This window comes from Streptomyces sp. NRRL B-24572 (assembly GCF_002156145.1).
In the GTDB taxonomy this organism is placed as follows: Bacteria; Actinomycetota; Actinomycetes; order Streptomycetales; family Streptomycetaceae; genus Streptomyces; species Streptomyces vietnamensis.
In genome coordinates this window covers 13,119-38,601 of sequence record NZ_MWIG01000120.1, presented here as the reverse complement: position 1 = coordinate 38,601, position 25,483 = coordinate 13,119, and the positions used below count along the sequence as shown (strand labels likewise).

Annotated in this window: 24 protein-coding genes; 15 read left to right on the top strand and 9 right to left on the bottom strand. The window is 72.5% G+C overall.

The window, feature by feature from the left end:
- Positions 1–476: LysE/ArgO family amino acid transporter (locus CCN56_RS07965; protein WP_086824962.1), on the top strand; the 476-nt coding region annotated here is incomplete at its 5' end.
- Between the two features lie 97 nt (positions 477–573).
- Here the strand turns inward: CCN56_RS07965 and CCN56_RS07960 are convergent.
- The gene (locus CCN56_RS07960) at positions 574–1,425 is read right to left on the bottom strand and encodes a helix-turn-helix transcriptional regulator (protein ID WP_086824956.1); all 852 of its coding nucleotides are present in this window, start codon (positions 1,423–1,425) and stop codon (positions 574–576) included.
- A 78-nt stretch (positions 1,426–1,503) separates the two neighbouring features.
- On the opposite strand from CCN56_RS07960, the gene CCN56_RS07955 reads away from it, so the two are divergent.
- The 4 genes from CCN56_RS07955 to CCN56_RS07935 all read left to right on the top strand — a co-directional run bounded on the left by CCN56_RS07955 (position 1,504) and on the right by CCN56_RS07935 (position 5,880).
- Positions 1,504–2,745 carry an MFS transporter gene (locus CCN56_RS07955; RefSeq protein ID WP_256961849.1) on the top strand — a complete coding sequence of 414 codons (1,242 nt, stop codon included), beginning with the start codon at positions 1,504–1,506 and terminating at the stop codon, positions 2,743–2,745.
- A 50-nt stretch (positions 2,746–2,795) separates the two neighbouring features.
- Complete coding sequence (locus CCN56_RS07950) at positions 2,796–3,212, top strand: polyketide cyclase (RefSeq protein WP_086824953.1); 417 nt, start codon at positions 2,796–2,798, stop codon at positions 3,210–3,212.
- Entirely contained in the window at positions 3,212–3,640 is a 429-nt protein-coding gene (locus CCN56_RS07945) for a MarR family winged helix-turn-helix transcriptional regulator (RefSeq protein ID WP_086824951.1), read from the top strand. The genes CCN56_RS07950 and CCN56_RS07945 overlap by 1 nt, the downstream gene beginning before the upstream one ends.
- Positions 3,641–4,002: 362 nt before the next feature.
- Positions 4,003–5,880, top strand: a complete 1,878-nt coding sequence (locus CCN56_RS07935; RefSeq protein ID WP_086824948.1) for an FG-GAP-like repeat-containing protein — start codon at positions 4,003–4,005, stop codon at positions 5,878–5,880.
- A 93-nt stretch (positions 5,881–5,973) separates the two neighbouring features.
- Here CCN56_RS07935 and CCN56_RS07930 read toward each other — a convergent pair whose 3' ends face one another.
- Together CCN56_RS07930 and CCN56_RS07925 are read right to left on the bottom strand one after the other, a co-directional pair.
- The gene (locus CCN56_RS07930; protein ID WP_179199740.1) at positions 5,974–7,080 is read right to left on the bottom strand and encodes a hypothetical protein; all 1,107 of its coding nucleotides are present in this window, start codon (positions 7,078–7,080) and stop codon (positions 5,974–5,976) included.
- Between the two features lie 478 nt (positions 7,081–7,558).
- Positions 7,559–8,029, bottom strand: a complete 471-nt coding sequence (locus CCN56_RS07925; protein WP_179199739.1) for an ATP-binding protein — start codon at positions 8,027–8,029, stop codon at positions 7,559–7,561.
- Positions 8,030–8,132: 103 nt separating this feature from the next.
- Between CCN56_RS07925 and CCN56_RS07920 the strand changes: the two genes are divergently transcribed.
- The gene (locus tag CCN56_RS07920; protein ID WP_179199738.1) at positions 8,133–8,978 is read left to right on the top strand and encodes a helix-turn-helix transcriptional regulator; all 846 of its coding nucleotides are present in this window, start codon (positions 8,133–8,135) and stop codon (positions 8,976–8,978) included.
- On the top strand, positions 8,975–9,163 hold the full coding sequence (locus CCN56_RS07915) for a DUF397 domain-containing protein (RefSeq protein WP_086824943.1): 189 nt from the start codon (positions 8,975–8,977) through the stop codon (positions 9,161–9,163). The genes CCN56_RS07920 and CCN56_RS07915 overlap by 4 nt, the downstream gene beginning before the upstream one ends.
- A 65-nt stretch (positions 9,164–9,228) precedes the next feature.
- On the opposite strand, the gene CCN56_RS07910 is transcribed toward CCN56_RS07915, so the two are convergent.
- The 3 genes from CCN56_RS07910 to CCN56_RS07900 all read right to left on the bottom strand — a co-directional run bounded on the left by CCN56_RS07910 (position 9,229) and on the right by CCN56_RS07900 (position 12,061).
- Positions 9,229–9,873, bottom strand: coding sequence for a GAP family protein (locus CCN56_RS07910; protein ID WP_086824941.1), 645 nt, complete (start codon positions 9,871–9,873; stop codon positions 9,229–9,231).
- A gap of 303 nt (positions 9,874–10,176) precedes the next feature.
- Positions 10,177–10,512, bottom strand: a complete 336-nt coding sequence (locus CCN56_RS07905) for a hypothetical protein (RefSeq protein WP_086824939.1) — start codon at positions 10,510–10,512, stop codon at positions 10,177–10,179.
- 94 nt (positions 10,513–10,606) lie between these two features.
- Positions 10,607–12,061 carry an MFS transporter gene (locus CCN56_RS07900; protein ID WP_256961850.1) on the bottom strand — a complete coding sequence of 485 codons (1,455 nt, stop codon included), beginning with the start codon at positions 12,059–12,061 and terminating at the stop codon, positions 10,607–10,609.
- 246 nt (positions 12,062–12,307) lie between these two features.
- On the opposite strand from CCN56_RS07900, the gene CCN56_RS07895 reads away from it, so the two are divergent.
- Both CCN56_RS07895 and CCN56_RS07890 read left to right on the top strand, forming a co-directional pair.
- Positions 12,308–13,096: an ABC transporter ATP-binding protein gene (locus CCN56_RS07895; protein WP_086824937.1), complete on the top strand. Its 789-nt coding sequence runs from the start codon at positions 12,308–12,310 to the stop codon at positions 13,094–13,096.
- Complete coding sequence (locus CCN56_RS07890; RefSeq protein ID WP_086824935.1) at positions 13,093–15,666, top strand: ABC transporter permease; 2,574 nt, start codon at positions 13,093–13,095, stop codon at positions 15,664–15,666. The genes CCN56_RS07895 and CCN56_RS07890 overlap by 4 nt, the downstream gene beginning before the upstream one ends.
- 52 nt (positions 15,667–15,718) lie before the next feature.
- Here the strand turns inward: CCN56_RS07890 and CCN56_RS07885 are convergent, their stop codons facing one another.
- On the bottom strand, positions 15,719–15,964 hold the full coding sequence (locus CCN56_RS07885) for a type II toxin-antitoxin system Phd/YefM family antitoxin (RefSeq protein ID WP_086824933.1): 246 nt from the start codon (positions 15,962–15,964) through the stop codon (positions 15,719–15,721).
- 230 nt (positions 15,965–16,194) lie between these two features.
- On the opposite strand from CCN56_RS07885, the gene mfd reads away from it, so the two are divergent.
- Entirely contained in the window at positions 16,195–19,725 is a 3,531-nt protein-coding gene (mfd, locus tag CCN56_RS07880) for a transcription-repair coupling factor (protein ID WP_086824931.1), read from the top strand.
- 49 nt (positions 19,726–19,774) lie between these two features.
- On the opposite strand, the gene CCN56_RS07875 is transcribed toward mfd, so the two are convergent.
- Both CCN56_RS07875 and CCN56_RS07870 read right to left on the bottom strand, forming a co-directional pair.
- Positions 19,775–21,043: an SGNH/GDSL hydrolase family protein gene (locus CCN56_RS07875; RefSeq protein ID WP_086824929.1), complete on the bottom strand. Its 1,269-nt coding sequence runs from the start codon at positions 21,041–21,043 to the stop codon at positions 19,775–19,777.
- Between the two features lie 73 nt (positions 21,044–21,116).
- Complete coding sequence (locus CCN56_RS07870; RefSeq protein WP_086824927.1) at positions 21,117–21,701, bottom strand: TetR/AcrR family transcriptional regulator; 585 nt, start codon at positions 21,699–21,701, stop codon at positions 21,117–21,119.
- A 119-nt stretch (positions 21,702–21,820) separates the two neighbouring features.
- Here CCN56_RS07870 and CCN56_RS07865 point away from each other — a divergent pair, with 119 nt between their 5' ends.
- From CCN56_RS07865 to CCN56_RS07845, 5 genes are all read left to right on the top strand, one after another.
- Positions 21,821–22,660, top strand: a complete 840-nt coding sequence (locus CCN56_RS07865) for a hypothetical protein (protein ID WP_086824925.1) — start codon at positions 21,821–21,823, stop codon at positions 22,658–22,660.
- Positions 22,661–22,801: 141 nt separating this feature from the next.
- Positions 22,802–23,419 carry an HNH endonuclease family protein gene (locus CCN56_RS07860; protein WP_179199741.1) on the top strand — a complete coding sequence of 206 codons (618 nt, stop codon included), beginning with the start codon at positions 22,802–22,804 and terminating at the stop codon, positions 23,417–23,419.
- 54 nt (positions 23,420–23,473) lie between these two features.
- On the top strand, positions 23,474–24,223 hold the full coding sequence (locus CCN56_RS07855; protein WP_086824923.1) for an N-acetyltransferase: 750 nt from the start codon (positions 23,474–23,476) through the stop codon (positions 24,221–24,223).
- Positions 24,224–24,339: 116 nt separating this feature from the next.
- Positions 24,340–24,729, top strand: coding sequence for a hypothetical protein (locus tag CCN56_RS43010; RefSeq protein WP_179199737.1), 390 nt, complete (start codon positions 24,340–24,342; stop codon positions 24,727–24,729).
- Positions 24,729–25,349 carry a BMP family ABC transporter substrate-binding protein gene (locus CCN56_RS07845; protein WP_086824919.1) on the top strand — a complete coding sequence of 207 codons (621 nt, stop codon included), beginning with the start codon at positions 24,729–24,731 and terminating at the stop codon, positions 25,347–25,349. The genes CCN56_RS43010 and CCN56_RS07845 overlap by 1 nt, the downstream gene beginning before the upstream one ends.
- Positions 25,350–25,483: the final 134 nt, after the last annotated feature.

The following is a 25,483-nucleotide window of genomic DNA, read 5'->3' as shown; positions in this document are numbered from 1 at the left end:
CGGACGCGGTGCTGATCGCGCTCGGCGTGGCGGGGGTGGGCGCGGTGGTCACGGCGTGGCCGGCGGCGTTGACCGCGGTGGGGCTGGTGGGCGGGGCGTTCCTGCTCGGCTACGGCTTCCTCGCGGCCCGGCGCGTGCTGCGCCCCGACCCGTCCGCCGCCCTGACCGCGGGCGGCCCGGAGGCCGGCTCGGCCCGCCGGGCGGTCCTGACCTGCCTGGCCATGACGTGGCTGAACCCGCACGTGTACCTGGACACCGTGCTGCTCCTCGGCTCGCTCGCCTCCGACCGCGGCGACCTGCGCTGGGCCTTCGGCGTGGGCGCGGCCCTGGCCAGCCTGGGCTGGTTCTTCACCCTGGGCTTCGGCGCCCGGCTGCTGAGCGGCATCCTGTCCCGCCCGAAGGCCTGGCGCGTACTGGACGGGCTGGTCGCGGCGACCATGCTGGCGATGGGCGGAATGCTGGTGGCGGGGGCCTAGGACGGGCCCGGCGGATCAGGCCCCGGGGCGGGCGTGAAGGTCCGGGCTCAGGGCGGGCGTGAAGGTTCGAGCCCAGGACGGGCGCGAAGGTTCGAGCCTAGGACGGGCGCGAAGGTTCGAGCAGCGCCCGGCCGAGTTCGCTCGCCCGGTAGTAGACCTCGCGCCGGTACCGGTGCGAGGTCACCAGGCCCGCGTCCCGCAGCACCGCGAGGTGCTGGGAGACCGCGCCGACGCTGAGCCCGGTCTGGTGGGCGAGGCCCGTGGTGGTGGTCGGGGTGCTCGTGCGGCCCAGGAGTCCCGCCCTGCTGCGCCCGAGGAGCCGCGCGAGCCCGTCGCCCGGTTCGGCGCGCCGCTCCCACAGGGTGCCGACGGCCCGTGCGGGATAGACGAGGCACGGCGGTACGCCCTTCCGCCCCGGGAGCAGGACGCAGCGGGTGGTGAAGGCGCTCGGGGCGAGGGTGATCCCACCGCCGCCCAGGGCGAGGCCCCGGGCCGGGAGGCCGGGCCCGGTGAGCCGGTCCTCCGTCCACCGCAGGCTCGGGTGGAGATGGGCGAAGACCTCCTGGATGCCGTCCTCGGAGAGCTGCCGGGTGCGGTACGCGAGGTCGGCCTCCAGCACGGCCCTGATCCGGGGCCAGTACGGCCGTACCCCGGCCGCCCACCAGTCGAGCAGGGCCTCCCGGTGTTCGGGCGGCCCCATCGAGAGCTCCTCCTCGATCTCGGCGAGCGGGCAGCGCGGCGGGGGCGCGAGGGCTTCGAGCCCGGGCAGGTGCGGGAGCAGGTCGGTGCGCTCCCGGCCGACGGTCAACGCCGTCTTGATCCAGGGGAGATGGAGGGCGTGGCCCCCCGGATCGGCGGAGGCCCGCAGCGCCGCGACGGACTCCCACAGGGGTGACACGGCGAACCGGAGCTGCGCCAGGTCGTCGACCCCGAACCGTATCTCTCCCACCGGCACCCCCACCCATGAGCTTTTCGCCCAGACTAAAACAATGGTCGGCCCCGGCCGGGGGTGATGGTGTTCGCCGACATGACCACCACGACCCTTGAACGACCCCGGCTCTTCAGGCTCCCGGACTTCCGCCGGCTGTGGATCGCCGACACCGTGAGCCAGGCCGGTACGGCGATCACCGTCCTCGCGCTCCCCCTCGTGGCGATCGGCCCGCTGCACGCGTCCCCGTTCCAGGCGGGACTCCTGGTGACGTGCGAGTACCTGGGCTTCCTCCTCCTCGGGCTGCCCGCCGGGGCGTGGGTGGACCGGATGCGCCGCCGCCGCGTGATGATCGTGGGCGATCTCGCCCGGGCCGCGCTGCTCGCGAGCCTCCCGCTCGCCGCGTGGCTCGGCGTGCTGACCCTGGCTCAGCTGTACGGGGTGGCCTTCGGGTTGTCCGTCTGCACGGCCTTCTCCGACATCGCGTACCAGAGCCACCTGCCCCAACTCGTGGACGAAGACCGGCTGGTGGAGGCGAACGTGGCCCTGGAGGCGTCCCGTACGGTCACGGCGGCCGGCGGTCCCGGCCTGGGCGGCGCGCTCGTGGCGGCGGTGACGGCCCCGGTGGCGCCGGCGCTGGACGCCGTCAGCTTCCTCGCCTCCGCGCTGTTCCTCTCCCGGATCCGCCGCCCCGACCCCCGGCCGGAGCGGGCGCCCGGGGCCCGGCTGCGGGACGAGATCGCGGAGGGGCTGCGGTTCGTGTTCCGCGACCGGCTGCTGCGGGCGCTGACGATCGCCGCCGCGATCTCCAACCTGTGCGGCACGGTCGGCGCCTCGATGCTCCTGGTGCTGCTCGCGGGGGATCTGGGCATGTCGCCGTTCCTGTGCGGTCTCGTGTTCACGGCGGAGGCGCTCGGCGGCTTCCTCGGCAGCCTCCTCGTGACCCGTGTCGCGGCCCGCCTCGGCGAAGGCCGCGCGCTGGTCGCCTCCGTCGTGGTCAGCGGGATGCTGTGGCTGCTCGCGGTGCCGTTCTTCCACGCGGACGGGCGGTACGCGGTGGCGTGCCTGCTCCAGGGCCTCGGCTGGACCGCCTTCATGACCTTCAAGGTCGGCGCGGTCTCCCTCCGCCAGCGCCTCACCCCCGCCCCGCTCCTCGGCCGCGTGAATGCGACCTTCCGCTTCCTGGCCTGGGGTTCCATGCCGCTGGGTGCCCTGGCGGGCGGGCTGGTGGGGCAGTACGTGAGCGTGCGGGCGGCGCTGTGGACGGGCGCGGTGGGCGAACTGCTGGCCGTGGTGCCGCTGCTGGCGGCGGCATGGGGACGCCGGGCGCTCGACATTTAGTCTGCGCGAAGATAATCTATGGACACATCATCTGATCGAGGAGGCCCGCCATGTGGGAGTACGAGCACGGCATCGAGACCACCGCCGCCCCCGAGGCGATCTGGCGCCTCTGGGCCGACGTCGAGAACTGGGGCGCCTGGAACGCCGAGATCGAGAAGATCGAGATCAGCGGCCCGTTCGGGACGGGCGCGCGGATCACCATGACGCCGCCCGGCGACGACCCGGTGGAACTGACCGTCGCGGAGGCCGTCGAGAACGAACTCTTCGTCGACGAGGCCCGCTTCGGCGATCTGCTGCTGCGCACCGTCCACCGGATCGACCGGCTCGACCGGGACCGGGTGCGGGTCGTGTACCGCATGGAGATCACCGGCACCGGCGCCGACGAGGCCGGCCCGCAGATCGGCCCCGGCATCACCGCCGACTGGCCCGACACCATGGCCTCCCTCGTCGAACTGGCCCGGCGCTGATGGCCCTCGACCCCGGCAAGAGCCCCGGATTCCTGCTCTGGCACGCCACGCTGCGCTGGCAGCGCGACATCGCGGCCGCCCTGGCCCCCCTCGGCCTCACCCACGTGCAGTTCGTCCTGCTCGCCTGCGCCTGGTGGCTCAACACCCAGGGCGAGCACCCCAACCAGCTGACCCTCGCCCGCCAGGCCGGCACCGACGTCAAGATGACCTCCCAGGTCCTGCGCACCCTGGAGAACAAGGGCCTCGTCGAGCGCGAGGTCGACCCGTCCGACACCCGCGCCAAGCGCCTGCGCGTCACGGACGCCGGCGCCGCGCTCGCCCCCCGCGCGATCGCCGCCGTCGAGCAGGTCGACGCGGAGTTCTTCCAGCCGGTGCCGGTCGAGGACGCGATCACCCTGCTCGGCCGCCTGGCCCATCCCGAAACCTGATTGCCGGAGGCGGTACGGGGACGACTACTGTCGTCCCCCCAGGGGAGGGAACAACTTGAAGCACATGCACATCTCCAGCCGCCGCCGTCTCACGGCGGCGGCCGTCACCGCCGTCCTCGCGGTGACCGGCGGCACGATCGCCACGACCCCGGCCACGGCCGCACCGGCCGCCGGGGTCGCCCAGGAAGCCCAGCAGACCACCACCGTGCCGTTCCCGCGCAACGCGGACGTCGTCGGCGCGGGCCCGAGCGGCTTCCTGTCGAAGACCCGGGGCGCGACGCCCGAGTTCCGCTGGACGCGGTACGCGGACGGGGCGTCGGTCGTGCTGCCCGGGGCCTTCGCGATCGGCGGCGGCCGCGCCGGTGGAGGCCGATCTCGACGCGCTCGGCGGTTACCACCTCACGGGCCTGGCCGGCAGCACCCTCCTCCTCACGCGGGAGAAGGACGGTCACTGGGAGCAGTACGCCGCGACGGTCGAAGGCGGCACGCTGAAGATCCGATGGGTACTCGGCGGGCCGCAGTTCGACTGCTACTCGGGCGACGCGGGTTCGGGCTGGAGCGACACCGGTTCCGCGATCTACGACTGCTGGGTCGGCGAGCCGGCGAGGTCCTCCAAGGTCGTCGTCGACTTCGACGGGGGCAACTCGCCCATGTACCTGCAGGACGACAACCAGTACGCCCAGCAGGGTGCCGTCTCCGCCACGCACGTGGCCTGGCGCGAGATGAGGCTGTCGGGGTACGGGATCGTCGCCCACCAGCGCGGCAAGTCCGAAGAGCGGTGGTTCCCTTCGGAGGACGTGAGCGACCCGGTGTACCTGGTCGGCAGCTGGGTGGCGACCGGCCAGAAGATCCACATCGACGCGCCCGACTACGACGACGGCCGCTACCAGCCGACGAAGCGGCCGTTCACCGTCCAGTCGATCGAGACGGGGGAGAAGGCCGTCCTCCTCACCGCGTTCTCCTCCGCCGTCGCCGGCCCCGGCGGCTCGCTCCTGGTGCGCGGTGGCACCCCCGAGCAGGGCGAGGGCCTCTACCGGATCTCGCCGCGCGCCGACGGCGGCCGCCCGGACGTCGAACTCGTCGCGTCCACCGGGCAGTCGACCGTCGTCACCCTCACCGGCTCCACCGTCCCGAAGACCCTCACCGGCGACCAGCTCGCGGGCGGGGTCGACTTCGGCTGGGACTTGTCGCGAGGAGACGCGTCCGTCCAGGTCATCCTGAAGAACGTCCGTACCGGGCAGTCGATCTCCAAGACGTGGCCCGCCCCGGCCGACGTCGTCGACGGGACGCCGCGCCGGGTCACCTGGCACTGGGACGGCAAGGACCTGGAGCGCGCGGACGGGCAGCTCACCCCGGCCCGCGCGGGCGAGTACGAGTGGAGGATCTCCGCCCATCCCGAGGAAGGGATCGGCCCCGACCTGGTCTCCACCGGACGCTTCACCGTCACCCGGCCCCCGGCGCCCCACGACTTCGACGACGACGGCACCGCCGACCTCTTCGGGCGGGAACCCGGCGGCCTGATGCGGTTGTTCCGGACCCAGCCCGTCGCGGTGGGCGGGTCGGTGAAGAGCACGAGCTGGGGCGATGTCGGCTCTGGCTGGCAGGTCTACGACCGGCTCGAAACCGCCGGGAACATCGCGGGCACGACCGCGCCCGACGTCCTCGCCCGGGACAAGGCCGGCGTCCTCTGGCTCTACCAGGGCACCAACGACCGGAACAAGCCCCTCTCCGGCCGGACGCGGATCGGCAGCGGCTGGCAGGTGTACGACCGGCTCGCGGCCGGCAGCGACGTCACCGGCGACGGCCGGCCCGACCTCCTCGCCACCGACAGGTCCGGCGTCCTGTGGCTCTACCCGGGCACCGGGAACGCCACCGCCCCCTTCTCCGCCCGCAAGAAGGTGGGCGGCGGCTGGGGCGTCTACAACGAGGTCGCCGCCGTCGGGAACTTCGCCGGCGGCCCGGCCGGGGACCTCCTCGCCCGGGACGAGGACGGTGTCCTCTGGCAGTACCTCGGCAAGGGCGACGGCACCTTCGCCGCCCGCACCCGGATCGGCGGCGGCTGGGGAGGCTTCACCGACCTCATCGGCGTCGGGGACGCCAACGGCGACGGGCACGCCGACCTGATGGCCTCGAACGGCACCATCACCTTCTACGCCGGTACGGGGGACTGGAAGGCGCCTCTCAAGGCCGGCGTGAAGACCAACGTCACGAGCTGGGCGCGGTACGACATCGCGTTCTGACCCGGGTCCAGGACGGTGTGGGCGCACTCCGCCCACACCGTCCTCCCCGGCGCTGCGGGGTCACCGGCCCGGCCGGGCGGAGCGTCCAGGGGGTCAGCGGCAGAACGGGACTGCGCCGACGGGGCTCCCCGGGCCGCAGAGCGTCAGCCGGCGGGTGCGCTCGGGGCGCGGCCCCGCCGGGGCCGGCTGCGGGGCGGCGGCCTGCGGGCCGGGCCCCCGGCCCGGGAGAGCCTGCACGCGGCCGATGCCGTTGCCGATGAGCTCGGTGAACCAGACGCCCCGGTCGGGCCCGGTCGCGATGTTGTAGGGCACCGTGTCCGCGCCGTTCGGCACCGGGAACTCGGTGACCTTCCCGGCCGGGGTGATCCGCCCGATCGCGCCGGCCTGTTCGGCGAACCACATGTTCCCGTCGGGACCGCGGGTGATGCCGTCCGCACCGGGGTTGGAGGTCGGCAGCGGGAAGAAGGTGAGCTCGCCCGACAGGCTGATCCGCCCGATGTCGCTCCCGCCGAGCTCGGTGAACCACATCCCGCCGGGTCCGGCCGCGATGTCGGACGGGAACTCGTAGCCGGTGGGCAGCGGGAACTCGGTGACGTTGCCGGACCTGTCGACCCGGCCGATCTTGCCGGCGGAGAGTTCCGTGAACCACATCGAACCGTCCGGAGCGGCGGCGATGTGGTACGGGAAACTGTCCGGCGTGGGGATGGCGTACTCGGTCACGTCGCCGCCGGGCCGCATCCGGCCGATCCGGTTCGCGGCGCCCGCCTCGGTGAACCACAGGGCGCGGTCGGTTCCGAGCGCGATCCCCGTGGGCGCACTGCCTGCGGGCAGGGCGACCTCGGAGACCTGGCCCGCCGTGGTGATCCGGCCGATCTCGTCGGCGGAGGGCTCGGTGAACCACAATGCCCCGTCCGGGCCCTGGGTGATGTCGAAGGAGTAGCTCTGGTCGCCGGGCACGGGGTAGTCGGTCACGGTGCCGTCGGTCGTGATGCGCCCGATCCTGTCGGCCCCGGCATACCACAGGGCGCGGTCGGGCCCCGCCGTGATTCCGGCGGGGTAGGTGTCGGCCGTGATCGGGTACTCCGTCAGGTCCCCCACGTCGGCCCGGGCGGGAGCGGCCGCGGCGGTGACCGCGAGGAGTCCGCCGAGGGAGGCGGTGAGCAGCTTGTGGAACCGTCGGGTGGCAGGGGTGCGGGGCATGAACCACTCTTCTCGGGCTGCGGAGCGAGGATGTGTGACGGGATATCAGCTTCCGTTCCCCGCCGTCCCTGACCGCGCCCCCGGGTCGCCCCGGAACCGCCCGACTGCCGTATCCGGCCGGCGGCGCCCAATCCCCGGCGGGGCTGGATTCCCAGCCCCGCCGGGGCACCTCCCGGCGGTAGCCGGGGGAGGTGGAGGCGCGGAGGTCCGGGGGCGGAGCCCCGCGCCTCGAAGGGAATCCGGGCCGCCTCTGCGCGCTCGCCTCAGGCCGCCCGGACCACGAGGCCGACCGCGATCGAGGCGGTTGAGCGCGTCGACGCGGAGTTCTTCCAGCCGGTACCGGTGGGCGACGCGGTGGCCCTCCTCGGCCGCCTGGCCCACCCGGAAAAGGATCGGGAAACGTGATCGCTGCGGTCCTCGGCGCTCCGCCACGGTCCGGGCGTGTTCGTCAAGACCCAGGGGTGAATGGGGGGAGGCCTCAGGCGAGGGCGCACTCCGCCCACACCGTCTTCCCCGGCCCGCCGAGCCTCGGGCACCAGCCCCACCGCTCGGCGAGCGCCTCGACGAGCAGCAAGCCCCGGCCCCCTTCCGCGAGTTCCGGCTCCGGAAGGCGGCCGGGGCGGGGCGGTACGCGCTCGGCGCGGGTGTCGCTGACCTCGATCCGCGCGACGTCCGCGACCCGCAGCAGCAGGTGGAAGTCCCGCCCCGGCACATGTCCGTGCCGCACCGCGTTCGCCGCCAGCTCGGCCGCGACCAGGGCGACGGTCTCGTGCGCCTCGGTCCCGTACGGCACACCCCACTCGTCCAGCCGGACGCCGACGAGCCGGCGGGCGAGCCGTGCGCCCCGGGCGGTCGAGGTGAACCGGAGGGCGAAGATCCTGTTTTCCAAGTACGGCGAGATGCACGGTAGTTGGGTGGTGCCGGTGGGGTTGAAGTTGTTGCTCGTCATGCCTACCAAGCTCCTCTTGGTGGCGTAGCGTGACCAGTGGTGACGCACTGACGCGATCTGCTTGTACGTGCCGTGTCGGTGCCGGTACGAGAGGTGGGGCGCGTTGGCGGAGGAAGAGCCCGAGGCCGAGGCCGGGCAGGCGGCGGACAAGTCCGGCAAGGGTGTGGTGGGGGCGTTCGGGCAGAGCCTGAAGACGCTGCGGGTGCGGGCGGGGATGGAGCGGGAGGAGCTGGGCAAGAGGCTTGGCTACTCGGCTTCGACCATCGCGTCGTTCGAGCAGGGGCGGAGGATCCCGCCGCCGAGGGCGATCGACCGGTCGGACGAGGTACTGGACGCGGGTGGGTTGCTGAAGGTCTGGAAGGACCAGCTGGAGAAGGCGCAGTACCCGGTGTTCTTCCAGGGGATGGCACAGCTGGAGAAGCAGGCCGTAGAGCTGTTGATGTACGACACGATGGTGGTCAACGGCCTGCTCCAGACCGAGGAGTACATGAGGGCGCTTCTGTCCATGAGGCGTCCACCGCTGGACGAGGAGACGATCGAGCAGCGCGTGACGGCCCGGTTGGCGCGGCAGGACATCTTCGACCGGCGTCCCGCTCCTCTGCTGGGCTTCGTCATGGACGAGTCGGTCCTACGGCACCGGTACGGCGGCAGGCAGGTCATTCGCGGGCAGTTAGAGCACCTGCTCCTGATCGGCCGGCGACGGAACGTCGAGCTTCAGGTCATGCCGACCGACTGTGAGGACAACGCGGGCGTGAACGGCCCGTTCACGGTCGTCACGCGCAAGGACGGCAAGAAGTTCCTGTACGTCGAGGCGCAGAATACGAGCTCGTTGACAACCGACCCGGAGCAGACCGTTCTCGCCGCAGCCCGCTATGGGATTATCCGGTCGCAGGCTCTCACCCCGCGAGAGTCGCTGGAGTTCATCGAGAAGTTGCTGGGAGAGCTATGAACAACACGGAATCCCTGGCCTGGTTCAAGAGCAGCTACAGCGGAACTGAGGGCGGCCAGTGCATCGAGATCGCCCCCGGCGTGGGAACCGTGCACGTCCGTGACTCCAAGGACGTGAGCCGTCCGGGCCTGTGCGTCTCGCGCGACGCGTGGGCCGGGTTCGTCGGGCTCGCCTCGGCGGAGTAGTACAGCCCGCCGTTGTACGTGTGAGGGCCCTGCCCGTCCGGGCTGGACGGCGGGGCCCTTCGGCGTCAGGCGACCAGCTCGTAGATGCTCCGGGCCGTCAGCCACAGACCGGCGATCAGGGCGAGGGTGACGATCAGCTGCTCTTGGTGCTGCCCCACCCAGTTCCGCAGGGCGTTCAGGCGGGCGTTCGCAGCCGTGGGCGCCCAGACCGTGTACGTCTCCATGACGATGAGGCTGAGCGTGGCCAGCAGGCAGTAACCGGTCAGCGCGAGCCAGTCGGCGAGGGTGGAGAGGTTCGCGTCGACGGCCGTGGCGGCACCGGCGCCGACCAGCCCCCAGGGCTGCAGCAGCCATGCCAGACCGGCCGCCGTTACCGGGGAGGCGTTGTCGATACGGGCGGCCCAGCGCGGCGGGCCGTGCGGGCGGGGCGGGCGCCGCCGCCGGTACGTGCCGTACAGCACCAGTGCCAGACCGATGGCGAGTTTCGCGGCGGTCGCGGCGGTCGAGGGCGCGCTGTGACGGGCCGGGGGCTGACCGCTGGTGAGCAGCACCACGACGGCGATCACCGTGATCAGGTTGGCCAGCCACGAGAGCAGGAAGGCCAGACCCTGACGGACGCCGCGCCGCGAGGAGAGCAACAGGATGAAGGCGCTGTTGTGCAAGGGGCCCAGGGTAATGGCCGTACCGATCACCACCAGGTCGAGGACCATCGGACCAGTCACTCCTGGATGTCAGGGCCCTCCGCCCCGCCGTGGACGAGGGACCGGCCGGCAGGGGGTGCAGCGGCTGCTGCGGTGCGCATTCCGACTCTGCAAGCGGCGTCCTGGCAGGTCAAGCAGGCCACGCCCATGAAGCCCTGCCGGTGTGCTCGGAAGATGCGTCCTCTGCCTCGGCCTCGGCTTCGACGAGGCCGCTGAGACGCGATCCCGGGCCTTGAAGCCCATGTCTACGGTGACCTTGACGGGTGGGTCTTCACGGCGGCTGACCGCCGGCCGGCTCTGTCGGACGACGTCTCAGGCCGCCCGGACCACGAGGCCGACCGCGATCGAGCAGACGGCGAGGCCGGTGACGAGCGCGCGGGCCGGGACGGTCAGGCGGCGGACGGTGGGTGTGCGGAGGAGGGCGATCGGTACGGCCGCGACGGCGAGGCAGATCAGCGCCCAGCGGAGCGGGATCCCCTCGGTCGGCCCCCTGTCCGCCTCCGCCCACAGTGCCAGGAAGCCCAGACCCCAGAGCAGAAACAGGGCGACCGACCACAGCCCGGCCGCCGCCACGGCGAGGCCGGTCCCACGGCGGGACGGCACCGGGCGGGCGGGGCCGTAGGGCTTCGCGTACGTGTCGGGGTTCAAGCGCCGGCTCCTTCGGACGAGGTGGCCCCATCGTCGGGTCCGGGGCGCCGCCCGGGCATGGGTGCGACTGCTCAACTCAGGGTGGGGCGGGTACTCAGTCCTCCTCCTTCAGGACCGGGAAGCGGCGCGGGGCCAGCGTGAGGAGGGCCAGGAGGGCGAGGGCCGCCGCTGCCGCCGCGCCCAGGTAGACCCGGTCCACCGCCGCGTCGACCGCCCGGCGGATCTCGTCGGTGGCGGTCAGGGCGCGGGCCAGCGTGTCGAGGTCCGTCTCCGCGCCGAGGCGCGCCGCCAGGACGCCGTTCGCGATCGCGCCGAAGAGGGCCGCGCCGACGCTCTGGCCGACCTGGCGGCAGAAGAGGACCGAGGCCGTCGTCGTGCCCCTCTCCTCGTACGGGACGGTCGACTGCACGCCGACGATCAGGGGGAGTTGGAAGAGGCCGAGGGATCCGCCGAGCAGCAGCATCAGGAGGGCCGGCTGCCAGGGTTCGCCGGGGAACGGCAGGAACGGGAACGCGAGCAGCAGGAGCAGGGCGAGCGAGATGCCCAGGACCGCCGTGAGGCGGAAGCCCATGCGGGTGTAGACCCGGTTCGAGAGGGCTGCCGTGATCGGCCAGCTCAGCGTCCAGGAGGAGAGGACGAAGCCGGCGGCTATCGGGCCCAGGCCCAGGACCGACTGGGCGTACGTCGGCAGGAAGACCGTCGGGGCGACCATCAGCAGGCCGAGGGCCCCGAGGGCGAGGTTGACGGCGGCTATCGTGCGGCGGCGCCAGGCCCAGCCGGGGATGATCGGTTCGGCCGCGCGCCGCTCGATGACGACGGTCAGGGTGGCGAGGGCGGCGGCTCCGGCGAGCAGGCCCAGGGACGGGGCGGACAGCCAGGGCCAGGCGACGCCGCCCTGGACGAGCGCGGTGATGAGCACGGCTCCGGTGGCGAAGATCGCGAGGGCGCCCGCCCAGTCGATGCGTACGCCCGAGCGGGGGGCCGTGCCGGTGGGTTCGACGAGGTGGCGGGCGATCAGCCAGAGGGCGACCAGGCCGACCGGGACGTTGATGAGGAAGATCCAGCGCCAGTCCGCGTAGCCGGCGAGGAGGCCGCCGACGGCCGGTCCCGCGATGGAGGAGGCGGCCCAGACCGAGGACAGTTTCGCCTGGATCTTGGGGCGTTCCTTCAGGGGGTACAGGTCGGCGGCGATGGTCTGGACGGTGCCCTGGAGGGCGCCGCCGCCGAGGCCCTGGACGATGCGGAAGGCGATCAGGGAGGCCATGTTCCAGGCGGCGGCGCAGAGCACGGAGCCGATGAGGAACAGGACGGTCCCGGCGATGAGGACGGGCTTGCGGCCGAAGGTGTCGCTGAGCTTCCCGTACACGGGCAGGGTGACGGTGACGGCGAGCAGATAGCCGGAGAAGAGCCAGGAGAAGACGGAGAGCCCGCCGAGGTCGCCGACGATCTGGGGCACGGCGGTGGACACGATCGTGCCGTCGAGGGCGGCGAGCCCCATGGCGAGCATCAGGGCTGCCACTACGGGGCCGCGGCGGGCGGTGCCGGGGATGGACGCGGGCGTCGGGTCGGCATCCGCCCGGGTCGTCGACGGTTCCGTCACCGCACACCCTTCCTTTCTTCGTACACCTAAATGTGCGCGGACAGGGTCTCACTCGACCCGGGGGTGGAGAAACCCCTAGGGGCCTCTCCCCCATGCGGCCCAGGGGTCGTTCGTCCCGGCGGAGGACGAGAAGCAGGGGTGGCCGGTTCTTAACTGGGACTTACAAACCCACCCCACCGCTCCAAGGAGAGATCCGTGACTTCGGCTGTGACCATCCCCAGGCACGGGGGTACTGGAGAGGGGACGGCCGTGGCCGCGCGGGCGCGCCAGGTCGTCAAGGCGTACGGGTCGGGGGAGACCCGGGTCGTCGCGCTCGACTCCGTCGACGTGGACATCGCCCGCGGGCGGTTCACCGCGATCATGGGGCCCTCGGGTTCCGGCAAGTCGACCCTGATGCACTGCCTCGCCGGGCTCGACACCGTCAGCAGCGGGCAGATCTTCCTCGACGAGACCGAGATCACCGGGCTCAAGGACAAGAAGCTCACCCGGCTGCGCCGGGACCGGATCGGGTTCATCTTCCAGGCGTTCAACCTGCTGCCCACCCTGAACGCCCTCGAGAACATCACGCTGCCGATGGACATCGCCGGGCGCAAGCCCGACGCGGAGTGGCTGCGGCGGGTCGTCGACACCGTCGGGCTCTCCGAGCGGCTGGGGCACCGGCCGAACGAGCTCTCCGGCGGTCAGCAGCAGCGCGTCGCCGTGGCCCGCGCGCTCGCCGCCCGGCCCGAGATCATCTTCGGCGACGAGCCCACCGGAAACCTCGACTCGCGGGCCGGCGCGGAGGTCCTCGGCTTCCTCCGCACGTCCGTGGACGAGCTGGGGCAGACGATCGTCATGGTCACCCACGACCCCGTCGCCGCCTCCTACGCGGACCGGGTGCTCTACCTCGCCGACGGGCGGATCGTGGACGAGATGGAGCGGCCCACCGCCGACGCCGTGCTCGACCGGATGAAGGACTTCGACGCGCGCGGGCGGACGTCATGACCGTCCTCAAGACCTCGCTGCGCAACTTCTTCGCGCACAAGGGCCGGATGGCGCTCTCCGCCGTCGCCGTCCTCCTCTCCGTCGCCTTCGTCAGCGGGACGCTCGTCTTCACCGACACGATGAACACGACGTTCGACAAGCTCTTCGCGTCGACCGCCTCCGACGTCACCGTCAGCCCGAAGGCCGCCGGCGGCAACGACGACATCCCGCAGAACGGCCGCCCCGAGTCCCTGCCCGCCTCGCTCGTCGAGCGGATCAGGAAGGTCGAGGGCGTCAAGGACGTCCAGGGCTCGGTCAACTCCCTGAGCGTCACCGTCGTCGACGCGAAGAACAAGAACGTCGGCCCGACCAGCGGCGCCCCGACGATCGCCGTCAACTGGACGCCCAACGAGCTGCGTTCGGTGGAGATCGCCTCCGGCCACGAGCCGCGCGGCCCCACCGAGGTCGTCGTCGACGGCGCCACCGCCGAGAAGCACGGCCTGAAGCTCGGGGACGAACTGCGGACCGTCGCCGTCACCGGCGACTTCACCGCGAAGATCGTCGGCACCGTCGAGTTCAAGGTCACCAACCCGGGCGCCACCGTCGTCTACTTCGACACCGCCACCGCCCAGCGTGAACTCCTCGGGAGGACGGGGCTGTTCACCCAGGTCTCCGTCGACGCGAAGGACGGCGTCTCCGACGACGCGCTCAAGGCGCACGTCGCCGCCGCCCTCGGAGGCGGCTACAAGCTGCAGACCGCCGCCGAGGTCGCCGACGCGGGCCGCGCGAGCATGGCCGGCTTCCTCGACGTCATGAAGTACGCGATGCTCGGCTTCGCCGGGATCGCCTTCCTCGTCGGCATCTTCCTCATCGTCAACACCTTCTCCATGCTGGTCGCCCAGCGCACCCGCGAGATCGGCCTCATGCGGGCCATCGGATCGAGCCGCAAGCAGGTCAACCGGTCCGTCCTCGTCGAGGCGTTCCTGCTCGGCGTCGTCGGCTCCGCCGCCGGTGTCGCCGCCGGTGTCGGCCTCGCCGTCGGGCTCATGAAGCTCATGGCCTCGATGGGCATGGAGCTCTCCACCCGCGACCTCACCGTGAAGTGGACGACCCCGGCCGTCGGCCTCGCCCTCGGCATCGTCGTCACCGTCCTCGCCGCGTACATCCCCGCCCGCCGGGCCGGGAAGGTCTCCCCGATGGCCGCCCTCCGCGACGCGGGCACCCCGGCCGACGGGAAGGCGGGCCGGGTACGGGGCCTGATCGGGCTCGCCCTCACCGCCGCCGGAGCGGCCGCCCTGGTCGTCGCCGCCCGCGCCGACGAGGCCGGACCCGGCTCCCTCTGGCTCGGCCTCGGCGTCGTCCTCACCCTCCTCGGCTTCGTCGTCGTCGGCCCGCTCCTCGCGGGCGGCGTCGTCCGCGCCCTCGGCGTCGTCGTCCTGCGGATCTTCGGACCCGTCGGCCGGATGGCCGAGCGCAACGCGCTGCGCAACCCGCGCCGCACCGGCGCCACCGCCGCCGCCCTGATGATCGGCCTCGCGCTCGTCGCCGGCCTCTCCGTGGTCGGCTCCTCGATGGTCGCCTCGGCCACCGACGAACTGGACCGCTCCGTCGGCGCCGACTTCATCGTGCAGTCCGGTACGGGGCAGCCGATCGTGCCGCAGGCGCAGGCCGCCGTGGCGAAGACCCCCGGCCTGGACCACGTCACCGCGTACAAGCTGGTCGACGCGGAGATCACCGACCCGCGCGGCAAGGTCTCCACGGCCGACCTGGCCGCCACCGACCCGACGTACGTGAAGGACCTGCGCCGCGAGGTCACCGCCGGCACCCTCGCCGACGCGTACGGCGAGGACGCCATGTCCGTCGGCAGCGACTACGCCACCGAGCACCGCGTGAAGGTCGGCGACGTCCTCACCGTCGCCTTCAAGGGCGGCGACACGGTGAAGCTGAAGGTCGCGGCGATCACGGCGGACACCGGCCAGGTCGACAAGGGCGCGATGTACACCGACGTCTCCACCGTCACCCGCCACCTGCCCGCCGACCGGGTGCCGAACAGCCTCCTCGTCCTGGCCAGCGCCGAGGACGGCCAGGAGACCGCCGCGTACGAGGCCCTCAAGGACGCCCTCGCGCCGTACCCGCAGTACAAGGTGAGCAACCAGGCCGACTACAAGGAGGAGCTGCAGAACCAGGTCGGGCAGCTGCTCAACATCGTGTACGGGCTCCTCGCCCTGGCGATCATCGTCGCGGTCCTCGGCGTCGTGAACACCCTCGCCCTCTCGGTGGTCGAACGGACCCGCGAGATCGGCCTCATGCGGGCCATCGGCCTCTCCCGCCGGCAGCTGCGCCGCATGATCCGCCTGGAGTCGGTGGTCATCGCCCTCTTCGGCGCCCTCCTGGGCCTGGGCCTGGGGATGGGCTGGGGCACGGCCGCGCAGAAGCTCCTGGCCCTGGAGGGGCTCGGTGTCCTGGAGATCCCCTGGCCGACGATCGTGACCGTCTTCATCGGCTCGGCCTTCGTGGGGCTCTTCGCGGCGCTGGTCCCGGCGTTCCGGGCGGGGCGGATGAATGTGCTGGGGGCGATCGCGAGCGAGTAGCGCCGCGCCCGTTGCGGGCCCGCGCCCCGCCCACGACGGGCGGGGCGCGGGCTTACTCGTCGACCCCGAAGGCCTCGTCGAAGGACTCGGGGGGATCGTCGAAGTCGTCGGCGGCGGTGCCGCGGCCCTTGGGGGATCCGTGGTCGCCCCGGCGGGCCCTGCCGACCAGGGGGACCACCTTCGCGACCGGCTCGCCGGACTTGCTGATGATCACCTCCTCGCCGGTGGCGACCGCATCCAGGATCTTGGAGAAGTGGGTCTTCGCCTCGTGGACGTTGTACTGCCGGGCTGCTTCCATAGCGGCCTCTCACAGTGGGGAGGGCTCACAGCTGGGTGGGCGCGGGTGGACGAGGTGCTGGACTTAAAGCGTAGTCCCGGGCGGCCCCTTTCCTTCGGGCGAGTGACAGTGGCACGTCGTAGGCTGGGGGCGCACCGGGCCGTCACGGCCCGGGACCACCCGGCCCGTGAGACGTGTCGGGCTGTTCGCGTTGCCCGCCCCCCGTAGACCGAACCCGGGATGGAAGCTCCATGAGTCTGCACGGCCTGCTCGATGTCGTCGTCAAGGACGCCGCCCTCGCCGAGGCGGTGAAGGCCGCCGCCGACGGGAACCGTCCGCACGTGGACCTGGTCGGTCCTGCGGCCGCGCGGCCGTTCGCCGTGGCCGCGCTCGCCCGGGACTCGGGGCGTCCGGTGCTCGCGGTGACCGCGACCGGCCGGGAGGCCGAGGACCTGGCCGCCGCGCTGCGGTCGCTGCTCGACCCGGACACGGTCGTCGAGTACCCCTCCTGGGAGACCCTGCCGCACGAGCGGCTCTCGCCCCGCTCCGACACCGTCGGCCGCCGTCTCGCCGTGCTCCGGCGACTGGCCCACCCGCGCGACGACGACCCCGCCGCCGGGCCCGTCTCCGTCGTCGTCGCGCCCATCCGTTCCGTACTCCAGCCGCAGGTCAAGGGGCTTGGGGACCTCGAACCCGTGGCGCTGCGTTCCGGCCGGACCGCCGACCTCGACGACGTCGTCGAGGGGCTCGCGGCCGCCGCGTACTCCCGGGTCGAGCTGGTCGAGAAGCGCGGCGAGTTCGCCGTGCGCGGCGGCATCCTGGACGTCTTCCCGCCGACCGAGGAGCACCCGCTCCGGATCGAGTTCTGGGGCGACGACGTCGAGGAGATCCGGTACTTCAAGGTCGCCGACCAGCGGTCCCTCGAAGTCGCCGAGCACGGGCTGTGGGCGCCGCCCTGCCGTGAGCTGCTCCTGACCGACGAGGTGCGCGAGCGGGCCGCGGCGCTCGCCGAGGAGCACCCGGAGCTGGGCGAGCTGCTCGGCAAGATCGCCGAGGGGATCGCGGTCGAGGGCATGGAGTCCCTCGCGCCGGTCCTCGTCGACGACATGGAGCTGCTGCTCGACGTCCTGCCCAAGGGCTCGATGGCCGTGGTCTGCGACCCGGAGCGGGTGCGGACCCGGGCCGCCGACCTCGTCGCCACCAGCCAGGAGTTCCTGCAGGCCTCCTGGGCGGCCACCGCCGGCGGCGGCGAGGCCCCGATCGACGTCGGCGCGGCCTCGCTGTGGGGGATCGCGGACGTACGGGACCGGGCGAGCGAGCTGGGCATGGCCTGGTGGTCGGTGTCGCCGTTCGCGGCGGACGTCGACCAGGGGGCCGACACGCTCACCCTCGGCATGCACGCCCCCGAGTCGTACCGCGGCGACACCGCCCGCGCGCTCGCCGACACCAAGGGCTGGCTGGCCGACGGCTGGCGCACGGTGTACGTGACGGAGGCCCACGGTCCCGCGTCCCGTACGGTCGAGGTCCTCGGCGGCGAGGGCATCGCCGCCCGCCTCGACGCCGACCTCGCCGAGATCTCGCCGTCGGTGGTGCACGTGGCGTGCGGCTCCATCGACTACGGCTTCGTCGACCCGGCGCTCAAGCTCGCGGTGCTCACCGAGACCGACCTGTCGGGGCAGAAGGCGGCGGGCAAGGACGGGCAGCGGATGCCCGCCAAGCGCCGTAAGACGATCGACCCGCTGACCCTGGAGGTCGGCGACTACATCGTGCACGAGCAGCACGGCGTCGGCCGGTACATCGAGATGGTGCAGCGGACCGTGCAGGGCGCGACCCGCGAGTACCTCCTCGTCGAGTACGCGCCCGCGAAGCGCGGCCAGCCCGGCGACCGGCTGTACATCCCGACCGACCAGCTGGAGCAGGTCACCAAGTACGTGGGCGGCGAGGCGCCGACGCTGCACCGGCTCGGCGGCGCGGACTGGACGAAGACGAAGCAGCGCGCGAAGAAGGCCGTGAAGGAGATCGCGGCCGACCTGATCAAGCTGTACAGCGCGCGGATGGCGGCCCCCGGTCACGCCTTCGGTCCTGACACGCCGTGGCAGCGGGAGCTGGAGGACGCCTTCCCGTACGCGGAGACGCCCGACCAGCTGTCCACCATCGCCGAGGTGAAGGAGGACATGGAGAAGACGGTCCCCATGGACCGTCTGATCTGCGGCGACGTCGGCTACGGCAAGACGGAGATCGCGGTGCGGGCGGCCTTCAAGGCCGTCCAGGACGGCAAGCAGGTCGCGGTCCTCGTCCCGACGACGCTGCTCGTGCAGCAGCACTTCGGCACGTTCAGCGAGCGGTACTCGCAGTTCCCGGTGAAGGTGCGGGCGCTGTCCCGGTTCCAGACGGACACCGAGTCGAAGGCGACGATGGAGGGGCTGCGGGAGGGCTCGGTCGACGTCGTCATCGGCACCCACCGCCTCTTCTCCTCCGAGACGAAGTTCAAGGACCTGGGGCTGGTCATCGTCGACGAGGAGCAGCGCTTCGGCGTCGAGCACAAGGAGCAGCTGAAGAAGCTCCGGGCGAACGTCGACGTCCTGACGATGTCCGCCACCCCGATTCCGCGCACCCTGGAGATGGCGGTGACGGGGATCAGGGAGATGTCGACGATCACGACGCCCCCCGAGGAGCGGCACCCGGTCCTCACCTTCGTCGGCCCGTACGAGGAGAAGCAGATCGGCGCCGCGATCCGCCGTGAACTCCTGCGCGAGGGCCAGGTCTTCTACATCCACAACCGGGTCGACTCGATCGACCGGGCGGCCGCCCGGCTGCGCGAGATCGTCCCCGAGGCGCGGATCGCGACGGCGCACGGGCAGATGTCGGAGCAGGCCCTGGAGCAGGTCGTCGTCGACTTCTGGGAGAAGAAGTTCGACGTGCTCGTGTCGACGACGATCGTCGAGTCCGGCATCGACATCTCCAACGCCAACACCCTCATCGTCGAGCGCGGCGACAACTTCGGGTTGTCTCAGCTCCACCAGCTGCGCGGCCGTGTCGGCCGTGGGCGCGAGCGGGGCTACGCGTACTTCCTCTACCCGCCGGAGAAGCCGCTCACCGAGACCGCGCACGAGCGGCTCGCGACGATCGCCCAGCACACCGAGATGGGCGCCGGCATGTACGTGGCGATGAAGGACCTGGAGATCCGCGGCGCGGGCAATCTGCTCGGCGGCGAGCAGTCCGGTCACATCGCGGGCGTCGGCTTCGACCTGTACGTACGGATGGTCGGCGAGGCCGTCGCCGACTACCGGGCGCAGATGGAGGGCGGCGTCGAGGAGGAGGCCCCGCTGGAGGTGAAGATCGAGCTGCCGGTCGACGCCCACATGCCGCACGACTACGCGCCGGGCGAGCGGCTGCGGCTCCAGGCGTACCGCTCGATCGCCTCCGCGAACTCGGAGGAGGACATCAGGGCCGTGCGCGAGGAGCTCACCGACCGCTACGGCAAGCTGCCCGAGCCGGTCGAGAACCTGCTCCTGGTCGCGGGCCTGCGGATGCTGGGGCGCGCGTGCGGGGTCGGCGAGATCGTCCTCCAGGGCTCCAACATCCGCTTCGCGCCGGTGGAGTTGCGCGAGTCGCAGGAGCTGAGGCTGAAGCGCCTCCACCCGAAGACCGTCATCAAGCCGGCCGTGCACCAGATCCTGGTGCCGCGCCCGACGACGGGGAAGATCGGCGGGAAGCCGGTGGTCGGACGTGAACTCCTCGCGTGGACGGGCGAGTTCCTGACGACGATCCTCGGGGGCTGAGGGCGTACGGGGGCGCCCCCCGGTTCCAGGGGGCGCCCCCGTACTGCCGCTACAGCTCGTCGAGGTCCAGGGCCTCGGCCATGGCGCGGTAGCCCGCGTCGTTCGGGTGGAGGGCGTCGCCCGAGTCGTACGCGGGGAGGATGCGGTCCGGGTCGGCCGGGTCGGCCACGGCCCGGTCGAAGTCGACGACGGCGTCGTACGCGCCGGAGGTGCGGACCCAGTCGTTGAAGGCCTCCCGCTTGGCCTCGTTGACCTCGGTGAAGTAGAAGGAGCCCTTGACCGGGGTGAGGGTCGCGCCGACGACCTTGAGGCCCTTGGCGTGGGCCTGCCGGATCAGGGTGCGGTGGCCCTCGATGAGCTGGTTCACCGACACCTCGGGGGTCGGGCCGCCGGGGAACGCGGGGCCGCTGCCGCCGATGTCGTTGAGGCCTTCCAGGAGGATGACGGTCCCGACGCCCTGCTCCGTGAGCACGTCCTGCTTGAAGCGGGCGATGCCCTTTTCGCCGGCCCAGGTCACGTCGTTGGTGACCTGGTTGCCGCCGATGCCGTGGTTGAGGACGGCCCGCGGGGAGCCGGTCGCGACGAGCCGCTCGGCGAGCTCGTCGGGGTAGCGGTTGTCGGCGTTCGGGGTGGCGCCGACGCCGTCGGTGATGGAGTCGCCGAAGGTGACGATGCCGTCGCGGCGGGCGGAGTGCGGGCCGCCGGAGACCTCGACGCCGGAGAGGTAGTACCAGGACGAGTCGGTCTCGGTGAACGCCGTACCGGCCACGTCGGCGCGGTGGTCGCCGGCCGCCCGGTAGCTGGTGGCGCCGGCGAAGTGGTGGAAGGTGGCGGGTCCGGTCGGGCCCGCCAGGTAGAGGGTGACGGTGACCGACTCCAGGGCGCCGGTGCGGAACGGCACGCCGTCGCTCAGCAGGGTGTCGCCGGCCGGGATCGTGACGGAGCCGCGCCCGCCGAAGGTGAGCGCGCGGACCGAACCGGGCCGCACGGCGCCGCCCTCGGCGGTGCGGGCGACGGTCGCGCCGGTGATCCTCAGCGGGGTACTGCCGTAACGGTTGGTCAGCTCGATGCGGGCCCGGGTGCCGCCGGTGGTGACCCGCACGGTCTGGCGGACGGTCTGGTCGTCGAAGCCGGCCGTGGACCAGTTGGGGGCGAAGGGCGCGGTCGCCGCCTGCGGGGACGCGGCCCAGGCGCCGTGCCAGCCGGTGTCGCCGCCGCGAGTCGGTGCGGCCGTGGCGCCGGTGGCGGGGAGCGCGGTGAGGGTGGTCGCGGCGAGCAGGGCGATGCCTGCGCGTCGGAGGGTGCTGGTGGTCTTCATGTGTTCTCCCCGTTGTCGTGTGCGGTGGTTTCTCCTGTGCGCACGTCCAGGGACAAGTCTTGATCGACTCGGGCTATTCCCCTGCTCCGTCGCCGAGTTGAGCGGAACCGAGCAGTCCGGTCAGTCCGCGGAACACCTCGCCCGGGTCCCGTCCGCCGAGCGGCGCGTCGAGGTTGCGGGTGAGCAGCAGGGTCGCGAAGCCGTGGGCCAGGGACCAGGCGGCGACGCCGGTGTCGCGGGGGGCGTCGGTGCCGGTGGGGAGCGCGGTGACGCCCGCGCGGAGCTCGGCGGCGGCCCGCTCCTTCGCGGCGAGCAGCTCCGGGTCGTCGGCGCGGTGCAGGTCGGGTTGGAACATGACCTGGAAATGGGCCGGGTGCGCGACGGCGAACCGGACGTACCGCACGCCGCGTTCGCGTAGGTCGGGGGCGTCGGCCAGGGCCTCGGCGAGGAGCCCGTAGCCCTGGGTGGCGATCGCGGTGAGCAGGCCCGTGCGGTCCTTGAAGTGGTGGGCGGGGGCGGCGTGCGAGACGCCCGCGCGGCGGGCGAGGTCGCGCAGGCTCAGCGCCCCGGGGCCCTCGGCGGCGATCACGTCGAGCGCGGCGGCGAGGATCGCCTGCCGCAGGTCGCCGTGGTGGTAGGTGCTCCGGCTCGTGGTCATGGCAGCAGCCTAGCCATCATCTAGTCATTGACAAGTTCCCGCTCCGGCGTGCAATCTTGTCAGTGACAAGATGTGGATGAGGCCGGGAGGACACCGTGGACACCGCTCGCGTACGTCAGATGTGGCACCTGCTCGAACCCCTGCACTCCGTGCTCTACTACGCCCCCGAGGCCTTCGACGAGGCCGCCGCCCTCGGCTACGAGACCGCCGACCGCTGGCCCTCCTACTTCGCGTGGCGCGCCGCCGCCCTCGGCCCCGTCGGCCCGGTCCGGGTCACCTCCGCCTTCTACGGCTTCAGCCCCGAGAAGGTCGCCCGGCACGTCCCCGCCGCCTGGGAGGTCGCCGCCCCCGCCGACGTGCTCGCCGCCCGGCTCCGCGCCGTCGACCGGACCTACCGGCGCCTCCTCGGCGACGAGGTGCTCGGCGGCCCGGAGCTCGCCGAGGCGGCCGACCTCGCCCGCCGCGCCGCCGGGTCGGCCGGCCTCGAAGGCCGCCCGCTCGCCGCCGCCCACGCCGAGCTGCCCTGGCCCGAGGCCCCGCACCTCGTCCTCTGGCAGGCGGCGACGATCCTGCGCGAGCACCGGGGCGACGGCCACATCGCCGCCCTGGTCGCCGCGGGCCTCGACCCGGCCGAGTCGCTCGTCTCCTTCGCGGCCGTCGGCGCCGCGCCGGAACCGGTCTTCGAGAGCAGGGGCTGGAGCAAGGACGCATGGGCCGCCGCCCGCGAACGCCTCACGGCCCGGGGCCTCCTGGCTGCAGACGGCGCCGCCACGGCCGAGGGCCACGCCCTGCGCGCGGAGGTGGAACGCCGCACGGACGAACTGGCCGCCGGCCCCTGGACCGCCCTCGGCCCGGACGACACCACCCGCCTCGCCGACCTCCTCGGCGGCCCCTGGCTCACCGTCGTCGGCTCCGGCCTGCTGCCCTCCGAGAACACCCTCGGCATCGGCAAGATCTGACGCCGCCTCGATCCCGGGCCCTTCGGTCCGTCCGATTCGGGACCAAAGATCCGAAGGGTCCGGTGTGTCGCGGCCTAGGATCCCAGGGTGCTGACACGTCGAACGCTCCTGCCCGCGGCCCTCGCCGTCACCACCGTCCTCATGGCCGGCGCCTGCTCGTCGGGCGGAACGGAGGGGGCGCCCGCCACGCCCGCCGCGCCGGGTACGGCGCTCGCCGCCGTGGACACGCTCACCGTCAAGGGCCGGGCCCCGAAGACCGGCTACGCACGGGAGAAGTTCGGCCGCTCCTGGGTGGACGTCGACAAGAACGGCTGCGGGACCCGCGACGACATCCTCAAGCGCGACCTGACCGGCGTCCGGTTCACGGACGGCCACTGCAAGGTCGCCTCCGGCACGCTCACCGACGACCCGTACACCGGCACCACCGTCCGCTACGTCCGGGGTCGCTCCCAGGTCGACATCGACCATGTCGTCGCGCTCTCCGACGCCTGGCAGAAGGGGGCGCAGAAGTGGGACGGCGAGACCCGGCGCCGCTTCGCCAACGACCCGCTCAACCTCCTCGCCGTCGACGCCGCCACCAACCGCCGCAAGTCCGACGGCGACGCCGCGACCTGGCTGCCGCCGAACAGCGCCTACCGCTGCACGTACGTGGCCCGGCAGATCGCGGTGAAGAAGAAGTACGGGGTGTGGGTGACGGCGGGGGAGCGGGACGCGATGAAGCGGGTCCTCCACGCCTGCCCGCAGCAGAAGCTGCCGTAGCGCCCGGCGGAAAAACGTTTGAGCGGTCGGGTGGACGATCTTTAACCTGCCCGCATGGACCTGGACATCACCACCCTCGCCGAACGACCCGAGCTCGAAGGGGCGATGTGGTCCATGAAGGACCTGTGGCCCGAGTTCATGATGTACGACCCGGTCGGCTGGGCCAACATGGGCCGGATCGTCCGGGAGTTCCCGGAATACGTGCTCGTCGCCACCGACGCCGAGAACGCGGTCGTCGCCCGGGGCTTCAGCGTGCCCTTCGCGCTCGACGTCGACGGTCGGCGCGCGCTGCCCGCCCGCGGCTGGGACGAGGTCCTCAACTGGGCCTTCTCCGATCTGCGGCACGGCCGGGAGGCCGACACCGTGAGCGCGATCGAGATCACCGTCGACCTCGGCCACCTCGGCAAGGGCGTCTCGCACACGATGCTCGCCGCCATGCGGCAGAACGCCGGCCGGCTCGGCTTCGCCGAGCTGGTCGCCCCGGTCCGCCCCAACGGCAAGCACCTGGAGGCCGAGGCCTCCATCCACGAGTACGCCTTCCGCACCCGCGAGGCCGACGGCCTGCCGCACGACCCGTGGCTCCGCGTCCACGTGCGCGCGGGCGGCGTGATCGAGGCGGTCGCCCCGGCCTCGATGACGGTCTCCGGCTCCGTCGAGCAGTGGCGGGAGTGGACCGGCCTGCCCTTCGACACGGACGGCCCGGTCGAGGTGAAGGGCGCCCTGGTCCCGGTCCACTGCGAGGCCACGCGCGGCTACGCGGTCTACGTCGAGCCCAACGTGTGGGTCCGGCACCGCATCGTCTGACGGTGCCGTCAGGGGGCCCCGGGGGTGATCTTCCCGGGGAGGGATGTACCGTACGGCGTCCCCTGCCGTACGCGCGTGCGAAGTCCGCGTGCGCACATCCGTGAGAGGTCCCGATCGTGAACCAGGCCGTTTCCTTGGAGAAGGGCGCGGAACCTCCGCGCCGAACCGGGTTGCCGGTCCTGTGGGCCCGGACGGCGCTCGCCGCCGTGCCGCTGCTGAGCCTCGGGGTCTTCGGTCTCGTGCCCTCGCTGGTCATCGCCCTGCGTCGGGGGACGCGCGGCGACTGGCTGGCCGCGCTGCTGTTCACGGCGGTCTCCGTCGGGTGGTGCTTCCAGATCGCCCTGACCCCGGTGGAGACGCACGGCGCTCCGTACCTCCTCGACGTGGTCCTGCTGGCGACCTCCACCGTGGGCGCGGCGGTGCACTGCCTCACCGTGAAGGACGCGAAGGACGCGAAGGACGCGAAGGACGCGAAGGACGCGACGGACGCGACGGAGGACCGGTGATGAAGACCCGTCGTACCTGGCGCGTCGCCGAGCGCGAAGCGGCCAAGAAGGAGGCGGCCGAGTCCGGCGTCGACGTCCGCGGCGTGCTCGCCGCGACGGCGGGGGCCCTGCGCGGCCGGGCCGGCTGGGCCCTGGGGTCCGTCCTGGTCCTGGTCCTCGGCCTCCTCGGCGTCCGGCTGTTCGCGAACGGGGACGACTCGGGCACCCCGCCCGACACCCGGGCCCGCGCCTACAAGGACTACGACGCCTGCCTGCTCACCGACGACAAGGGCATCGTGACGGGCGCGCCGGCGGCCCCGGTCTGGGAGGGGATGCAGGCCGCGTCCCTGGACGAGCGGATCCGGGTGACGTTCGTGCCGGTGACGGGGGAGCAGTCGGTGGCGAACGCCCGTCCGTTCCTCAACGGGCTGGTGCAGCGGGACTGCGAGATCGTCGTCGCCTCGGGTGCGCCGCAGGTGAAGGCCGCCGAGGCGGCCGCCGCGAAGAACCCGGATGTCCGGTTCGTGACGGTCGGCGAGGGCGGCGGCGCCGCGCACGACAACCTGACCCGGGTGGCCCCCGGGGCGTCCCTCAAGGACGACATCACGGCGACGGTGAAGCGGCTGGCGGACGACAGTTGAGTGGCGCCGGCCCCGTCGGAGTCGGAAAGGTCCGGAAGGGTTCCTTCCGTACAGTAAAGCAGAGGTAAAAACCGACACCCTGCGTGGAGCTGGTGAACGGTCATGGGGCAGTCTCGCGAAGCTTTGTAAGCATC

Excerpts from the sequence above, each read along its gene's own strand:
- CCN56_RS07955 (WP_256961849.1), top strand. The coding sequence starts at position 1,504 with ATGACCACCACGACCCTTGAACGACCCCGGCTCTTCAGGCTCCCGGAC.
- CCN56_RS07950 (WP_086824953.1), top strand. The coding sequence starts at position 2,796 with ATGTGGGAGTACGAGCACGGCATCGAGACCACCGCCGCCCCCGAGGCG.
- CCN56_RS07945 (WP_086824951.1), top strand. The coding sequence starts at position 3,212 with ATGGCCCTCGACCCCGGCAAGAGCCCCGGATTCCTGCTCTGGCACGCC.
- CCN56_RS07930 (WP_179199740.1), bottom strand. The coding sequence starts at position 7,080 with ATGCCCCGCACCCCTGCCACCCGACGGTTCCACAAGCTGCTCACCGCC.
- CCN56_RS07925 (WP_179199739.1), bottom strand. The coding sequence starts at position 8,029 with ATGACGAGCAACAACTTCAACCCCACCGGCACCACCCAACTACCGTGC.
- CCN56_RS07915 (WP_086824943.1), top strand. The coding sequence starts at position 8,975 with ATGAACAACACGGAATCCCTGGCCTGGTTCAAGAGCAGCTACAGCGGA.
- CCN56_RS07910 (WP_086824941.1), bottom strand. The coding sequence starts at position 9,873 with ATGGTCCTCGACCTGGTGGTGATCGGTACGGCCATTACCCTGGGCCCC.
- CCN56_RS07890 (WP_086824935.1), top strand. The coding sequence starts at position 13,093 with ATGACCGTCCTCAAGACCTCGCTGCGCAACTTCTTCGCGCACAAGGGC.
- CCN56_RS07885 (WP_086824933.1), bottom strand. The coding sequence starts at position 15,964 with ATGGAAGCAGCCCGGCAGTACAACGTCCACGAGGCGAAGACCCACTTC.
- mfd (WP_086824931.1), top strand. The coding sequence starts at position 16,195 with ATGAGTCTGCACGGCCTGCTCGATGTCGTCGTCAAGGACGCCGCCCTC.
- CCN56_RS07875 (WP_086824929.1), bottom strand. The coding sequence starts at position 21,043 with ATGAAGACCACCAGCACCCTCCGACGCGCAGGCATCGCCCTGCTCGCC.
- CCN56_RS07870 (WP_086824927.1), bottom strand. The coding sequence starts at position 21,701 with ATGACCACGAGCCGGAGCACCTACCACCACGGCGACCTGCGGCAGGCG.
- CCN56_RS07865 (WP_086824925.1), top strand. The coding sequence starts at position 21,821 with ATGTGGCACCTGCTCGAACCCCTGCACTCCGTGCTCTACTACGCCCCC.
- CCN56_RS07860 (WP_179199741.1), top strand. The coding sequence starts at position 22,802 with ATGGCCGGCGCCTGCTCGTCGGGCGGAACGGAGGGGGCGCCCGCCACG.
- CCN56_RS07855 (WP_086824923.1), top strand. The coding sequence starts at position 23,474 with ATGGACCTGGACATCACCACCCTCGCCGAACGACCCGAGCTCGAAGGG.
- CCN56_RS07845 (WP_086824919.1), top strand. The coding sequence starts at position 24,729 with ATGAAGACCCGTCGTACCTGGCGCGTCGCCGAGCGCGAAGCGGCCAAG.